This is a genomic window from Paenibacillus campinasensis (assembly GCF_002272015.1).
GTDB classification, from domain to species: Bacteria; Bacillota; Bacilli; order Paenibacillales; family Paenibacillaceae; genus Paenibacillus_AQ; species Paenibacillus_AQ campinasensis.
This window is the reverse complement of the sequence record NZ_NPBY01000062.1, coordinates 1-6,413: the sequence shown is the minus strand read 5'-3', so window position 1 is coordinate 6,413 and position 6,413 is coordinate 1. Positions and strand designations below refer to the sequence as shown.

Annotated in this window: 6 protein-coding genes and 1 other annotated feature; of the genes, 2 read left to right on the top strand and 4 right to left on the bottom strand. The window is 50.6% G+C overall.

Translation table 11 applies throughout. The features are described 5' to 3' along the window. Window positions 1-173: 173 nt before the first annotated feature. Together CHH67_RS19390 and CHH67_RS19385 are read left to right on the top strand one after the other, a co-directional pair. Complete coding sequence (locus CHH67_RS19390) at window positions 174-944, top strand: class I SAM-dependent methyltransferase (protein WP_095266975.1); 771 nt, start codon at window positions 174-176, stop codon at window positions 942-944. A 56-nt stretch (window positions 945-1,000) separates the two neighbouring features. Continuing rightward, window positions 1,001-1,222: a binding site (T-box leader), on the top strand. A gap of 76 nt (window positions 1,223-1,298) precedes the next feature. Then, window positions 1,299-3,161, top strand: coding sequence for an arginine--tRNA ligase (locus CHH67_RS19385; protein ID WP_095266973.1), 1,863 nt, complete (start codon window positions 1,299-1,301; stop codon window positions 3,159-3,161). Window positions 3,162-3,224: 63 nt separating this feature from the next. On the opposite strand, the gene CHH67_RS19380 is transcribed toward CHH67_RS19385, so the two are convergent. The 4 genes from CHH67_RS19380 to CHH67_RS19365 all read right to left on the bottom strand — a co-directional run bounded on the left by CHH67_RS19380 (window position 3,225) and on the right by CHH67_RS19365 (window position 6,220). Next, window positions 3,225-3,665 (bottom strand): hypothetical protein, encoded by a 441-nt coding sequence (locus CHH67_RS19380; protein ID WP_095266971.1) that lies wholly within the window; start codon window positions 3,663-3,665, stop codon window positions 3,225-3,227. Window positions 3,666-3,879: 214 nt separating this feature from the next. Further along, the gene (locus tag CHH67_RS19375; protein ID WP_095266969.1) at window positions 3,880-5,115 is read right to left on the bottom strand and encodes an MFS transporter; all 1,236 of its coding nucleotides are present in this window, start codon (window positions 5,113-5,115) and stop codon (window positions 3,880-3,882) included. Window positions 5,116-5,167: 52 nt separating this feature from the next. Next, window positions 5,168-5,626, bottom strand: coding sequence for a MarR family winged helix-turn-helix transcriptional regulator (locus CHH67_RS19370; protein WP_095266976.1), 459 nt, complete (start codon window positions 5,624-5,626; stop codon window positions 5,168-5,170). A gap of 246 nt (window positions 5,627-5,872) precedes the next feature. Next, entirely contained in the window at window positions 5,873-6,220 is a 348-nt protein-coding gene (locus tag CHH67_RS19365) for a DUF4181 domain-containing protein (RefSeq protein ID WP_095266967.1), read from the bottom strand. Window positions 6,221-6,413: the final 193 nt, after the last annotated feature.

Here is a 6,413-nt window from a genome sequence, read left to right as displayed (position 1 = left end):
AAGATGGGGTTCGTCGGAGCATCCGCTTCGGTAGCGCTGCTTCGCAGTCGGCCGTACGCCCGTACCCTATTTTTATAGGTTAAAACTATAAGATCGATTGATATTATATATTTCCGATTATGAGAAAAAGATGCCACAATAACGACAACACCAAATATAAAGGAGTCTTGTCCATGGCCAGAAGCCAGATTTGGAAGCCTGAGCAGTATGACAGCCACATGTCTTTTAACACAGTGTACGGAAAGGATGTTATCTCCCTGCTTGCACCGAAAGAGGGAGAGCGAATTTTGGACCTCGGATGCGGGACCGGTACCCTGACAAGCGAAATCGCAGCTGCCGGAGCGCAGGTAACCGGGATGGACAACTCCGCGGAAATGCTTCAGCAAGCCAGAGCAAACTACCCGAACATCCCTTTTATCAAAGGCAATGCCGAGCAGTTCCAGACCAGCATACGCTATGATGCGGTATTCTCCAACGCAGCTCTGCACTGGGTACAAGATGCATCCGGAGCTTTACATTCGATATACGGAGCGCTTGAACCAGGCGGACGGTTTGTTGCCGAGTTTGGCGGCAAGGGCAATATCGAAGAGATCTATCAGGCGATCAAAACCGTGCTCGCAGACGATTACGGAATCGATGCCGATAGCCGAAACCCATGGTACTATCCCAGCCCTGGCGAATATGCAGCACAATTGGAAATGGCAGGCTTTCGGGTGAACGCCCTATTCTATTTTGACCGTCCGACTAAACTGGTTGGCGGTGAAGAGGGAATCCTCGTGTGGCTGAAACAGTTCGGAGACAGCTTCTTCACCGATTTCTCTGTGAAAGAGCGGCATCAAGCATTCCAACGGATCAGCGAGATCGCTAAAACCCATCTGTGGCATGCGGATAGCTACTACGGTGATTACAAGCGGCTCAGAATAGCTGCTGTTAAACCCCATTAGAAACGGGCTGTTGATTTTTCACGGAGATTGGTTATAATTATGAAAAACTTGAGCACGACATTTCTATGATTGGGAGAGTAGTCGCCAGCCTTAGTCCAAGCGAGCCGGAGCAGGTGGGAACCGGTACAAGACTGTCGATGAAGCGGGCCCAGGAGATGGTCTTCCGAACTATGTGGTAGGAAGTCCCGGCTTACCCCGTTACAGGTTATTGAAGCGGTCAGACACAGCTCGTGTCTGGCAACAAGAGTGGTACCGCGAGCATAGCCCTCGTCTCTTAGGAGATGGGGGCTTTTTTGCATGGATGCGGACGCTCCTCAGGATCGACATTTTATCTAGACATAGGAGGATATTACAATGCTGAGTCAATGGATCATCCGTGAACTGGAGCAAGCGCTGGACCAAGTATGCCTCGCTGCCGGCACAGCACGACCGGAGTCGGTCATCACCCGGATCGAGCAGCCCGCGAACATCGAGCATGGAGATTATTCCACCAATATCGCCATGCAGCTTGCCAAGCATCTGCGTCAGGCTCCGCTGCACATCGCCGAGGCGATCAAGAACGAATTAAACAAACATGACGCCTTCAAACATGTAATACATACGATCGACATCGCCGCCCCCGGCTTCATCAACCTGCGTATCAATTGGCGCGCCTGGGCAGACATGACTTTTGCGCTGCCAGCCACAGCGGATGAGAAGGTGGTCATCGAACACACCTCCATCAATCCCAACAAGTCCGCCCATATCGGCCATTTAAGAAACGCCTGTATCGGCGACACGCTCGTCCGCCTGATGAAAAAAGCCGGGTACCGTGTCGAGGCCCACAATTATATCGATGATCTCGGCAACCAGCTGGCCGACACCGTGGTCGGTTTGCTGCATACGCCGCTGGCGAAAGCGCATAGCCGGTTCGGGGATTACTGCTGGGACATCTACTCCCTGACTAACAAAGCATATGACACGACGCCGGAGCTTGCACAGAAAAGAACCGAGGTGCTCCACGAGCTCGAAGAAGGCAACGGCAACCTTGCCTGGATGGGCCTGCTTGTTGCGGAACGAATCGTGAAAGAACATCTTGAGGAAATGAAACAATTCGGCATCCACTATGACCTGCTGGTATGGGAAAGCAGCATTGTCCGCGAGGGCTTCTGGTCCTCTGCCTTCGAGCAGCTAAAGCGCACCCCGAACTTCTACCAGGAGCAGACAGGCAAGCTGGCCGGCTGCTGGGTACTGAAGCAGGAAGTCGAGGCAAACAGTGAATCTCCGGAGTCAGAGTTCAGCGCTGAGAAGGTGCTGGTGCGTTCCAATGGGATTTTGACATACACCGCCAAGGACATCGCTTATCATCTCTGGAAGTTCGGCCTGATCAACAAAGACTTTATGTATCAAAAATTTACGGGAGACGTGTGGAGCACGGGCCGTCACGGAAATCCACACAGCTTTGGTAAAGCCGATATCGTCATCAATGTCATCGATTATCGTCAGCAATATCCGCAGGCGATGGTCAAGCAGGCACTCGAAAGTCTGGGCTATGCGGAGCAGGCTGAGAAGCTGCATCATGTCAGCTACGGCGTCGTCTCTCTCAGCCCTTCGGCAGCAGCCGACCTCGGAATCGATGTCTCGGATGGAAAATCTTCTTACGCGATGTCCGGCAGACAAGGCGTCGGCATTAAAATCGCCCACCTGATCGATCAGATGGAGCAGGTCATCGAGACGAGCCGCTCGGACAAAAACGGCCTGTCCAGCAGAGAAATCGCCATCGCTTCGATTCGCTACTACCTGCTTCGCTTCGCCCTGCAAACGGAAGTCGTATTCGATATGAAGCAAGCATCGGAAATTTCGGGCAACACCGGCGTCTACCTGCTCTATTCCTACGCCCGCTCGCTCAGCGTGCTGAACAAAGCGCATCAATCCGGATTCCCCCCAGCCTTGCCTGAGACGTTCCCTAAACTTGAACAGGCTGAGCATGCACTTCTTCGCCATATGAGCACATGGCAGGATACCCTGCATACGGCAAGCCGGGAGCTTGCGCCTAACATGATATGCAATTACGCTTATGAGCTGGCTTCCCTGTTCAATAATTTCTATGCTGCATGCCCGATTCTGAAAGCTGACGGCGATGTGCTTCAGCTCCGTCTCTGGCTGACCGCCCGCTTCAAGGACACGTTGGCCGAAGCCTTGGACGTGCTTGGAATGCCCACCCCTAGCCGGATGTAAATATAAGAAAAAAGAAAAGCCGTCCCATTCCGTTTCAGGAATCGGGCGGCTTCTGTCATCTATTTATTGAAGGCCTCTGACCGTCAGCTTCACCTTAAATCCGCCAGGAGCAGCTTCTTCATCGAGCAGCCAGTTGACCGCAAGCGCCGTTTTCAGACGGGTCAGCTGATTTTCTTGAAGATGAAGCCCTTCAATCACCCCTTCACCGACCGTAAAATCCGTCTCCGAGCTGATGCCAAAGGACTCCTCCAGCCACATTTTCAAGCCGTTGCGCGTGTTGAATGTAATCTGATAGCCATCCGTAATGGCTTTCTCCAGATCCTCACCATGCTCCTTCGCGTAAGGAATCCATTCATCATAATGAAAATGCTCCGCCTCTGCGGCAGCCAATTGGGCCAGATCTTCAGAACGGACAGCCTCAAGCAGTTCATCCGACGTCAGGCCGGATTTACGCGCATGCTCCAATAGAATCGCCGTGCGCTGTGAGATTTTGACTAGCGACATACGTATGTACTCCTCTCCCTGATATAATAATTTCGAATTTCTACTATATAAATATAAAGCTATAAGGCATTCAAATATTGATTCTACCCTAATATCTTTCCGGGGCATAGGCATGCTTTGACAGTCATCGTGTAAAAATATTGCAAAGCTCGTGGAAAACACGAAAAAACCGCCACAAAGGGCGGTAGACAAGCAATGAGTCCTGTATTTATGGTCAATACTCTTTTGGAGATCTCGCTTGGCGTGCTGCTGATACCAGCATGCCGAGCAGATAGATGATGATGAACAAGCCCATGAATCCAGCGGAATAACGATACATGACAGCATAGTCCGTAGCGGAAGCGATCGCTCCCAGAAGCACCGCCCCGATGGCTACGCCAAAGTCGGTGGAATTGTAGAACATACTGTTGGCCGCGCCATACTGCTCAGGCGAACTGCGGCGGATCATCCAGGCTTGAATTGTTGGCTGAATCGCACCAAAGCCAAGGCCATAGAGCAAAGCCGACACGATCAGCATCCCGAGTGTCGTTGCAAAAGAAAGAACCACCATGCTGGCGACAACCATCGCAGCAGCGGGAATCAGAACGGCCGCATGCCCCCTGCTGTCAAAAATTCGGCCGGATATCGGACGGATCACAATAATGGTAATCGCGTTGAACAGGAAAAACAGGCCTACCTGCGGCAGATGGACAATCTCTCCATAGAGCGCAATGAAGCTTAGCAAACCGCTGTAGGTGATCGCCAAAATCACATTTAATAACGCCGGGAACAAAAGCTTGCGGTTAAAGCCGCGGGCTTCTCCATCTCCTTCCTGCTTCTGTTCCATGGCTGCGTCTGCCCTCGCCTTATCCCGCGCTGAACTTCGGGAAGAAGGCGGTAAGGCCCGCGTCAGCAAGAGAAGGGGAAGCATCATCAGGACGACAGCGGAACCTGCCAGCGTCAGGGTACCGAAACCAAACTCCCCCATGACGTTTAAACCGATCATCGGACCAACGGACATGGCCATACTGGTCGATAATCCGAAATAACCGATGCCTTCCCCCATCCGCCGCAGCGGAATCATCTGGGATACCAGCGTGGGCAGAATCGTACTGGCAATGCCGAAGCCAATGCCATACCCCACGCGAATGATCAGCAGCCCCTCGACAGAACCGGGCAGGCTGCTCAGCGCTGTTGCTGCTGCTGAAATGATCAGACCGATGAACAGCAGATGGTTCGAAGACATCCGCTTGAGCAATACCGCAGCCATAAAGCGCGTGGCGATAGCCGAAGCGGCAAAGACGCTGGTGACCAGGCTGACCTGCAGGTCCGTGGCGGATAGCTCATTTTTGACATAAGAGGAAAACGAGGACAACAACATGTGCAAATTTAAAAACAACAAAAAAGAAGAGACCGTTAACGAAATAAACGATCCCGTCCATAATGGCTCACGCTTAGTATTCGATTGCATTACATTTCTCCCACTCTCTACGATCTATATCATCTCTAAATAGTTGCAAAAACTACGATTCCCGCCGCTCCAGCTGCTCCCCGATATGCCGATGGATTCGATCCAGCAGGTCCAGCAGAATGCGATACTCTTCATCTGACATGCAGCGCTTCACTTCGTCCGTGATCCCTTTCTCGATGGGCAGCGTTTCCCGGATGAGCGCCTTCCCGCGTTCCGTGCTGAACACGACAAACGATCTCCTGTCCTGCTTGCCTGTCTCTTTGTAAATCAAACCCTTGCTCTCCAGAAGGTCGAGAATTCGCGTCGTGGTTGGTTTGTCCTTGCCGCAGCGATCCGCAATCTCTTTCTGAATCAACCCCTCAGCCTGATCGATCTGATAAAGGACGGACCACTGCTCCGGCGTAACATCATAGTCCTTGATCCGATGCTGCAGCAAAGCAGCGATTCTCCGGTAAGTCATGCCCATGATGAAGCCGACCGCCAATTCCTGCTCGCGATGCTCGTTCGTCATATAAATCTCCGTTCCTTCCTGCATTATAATGATCACCATCATTATAGTTGTTGAAGCAATTATATTCAAGCTAACTATTATTGTCAAAAGGACATCACGCAACACTATCATTTACTCCTGCTGGTCATTGACGCATGCATCGACTCGACGAGGACTTGGATCTCCGCTTCCTAATGCCATAAAAAAACCACACAATTGTGCGGTTTATACTGTACTTGGCGTTTTGTTATATATGGCGAATCTTAATCACTGGAACTGTATAAAAACGTAAAGAATTGTACCAATTACAGATAAGGCCATCATCGATAGAGAAATCATATGTTTTTGAGAACTGCGAATGTATCTCCATTCGAATAGGGCTCGAACACCGAACACTAGGGCAAGTAATACACCTACCCAAACATAATGATAAGGAGGTTCTTTAACATAAATAGCTGACAAAATGATTACAATTGCTGCAATCACGAAGAACCATCTATACGGGACAATACCATCCGTGTCTGATATCTTCTCGTCTGTTTTTCGGATCGTTATATCCAGAACCAGTTGAATAACAGCGGCCAGAAATAATACAACAGTGAAATGATAATGCATTAGAACTCATCCACCTTCTTTTACCATTTATTCAACTATACTACAATGATAAATCGTTTTCCATGATCAACAGACATAAGCACCACACTCGATGTTTTGACATAGATTTGATCCTCTTCGGCCCCAAGCGCCTAGGATCAGCTACTCCCTGAACCAAAGGGATAATGATGCTAGAGGGGCGGTGCCCCTCGTC

Coding starts and splice junctions, on each gene's coding strand:
- CHH67_RS19390 (WP_095266975.1), top strand. CDS start 174: ATGGCCAGAAGCCAGATTTGGAAGCCTGAGCAGTATGACAGCCACATG.
- CHH67_RS19385 (WP_095266973.1), top strand. CDS start 1,299: ATGCTGAGTCAATGGATCATCCGTGAACTGGAGCAAGCGCTGGACCAA.
- CHH67_RS19380 (WP_095266971.1), bottom strand. CDS start 3,665: ATGTCGCTAGTCAAAATCTCACAGCGCACGGCGATTCTATTGGAGCAT.
- CHH67_RS19375 (WP_095266969.1), bottom strand. CDS start 5,115: ATGCAATCGAATACTAAGCGTGAGCCATTATGGACGGGATCGTTTATT.
- CHH67_RS19370 (WP_095266976.1), bottom strand. CDS start 5,626: ATGACGAACGAGCATCGCGAGCAGGAATTGGCGGTCGGCTTCATCATG.
- CHH67_RS19365 (WP_095266967.1), bottom strand. CDS start 6,220: ATGCATTATCATTTCACTGTTGTATTATTTCTGGCCGCTGTTATTCAA.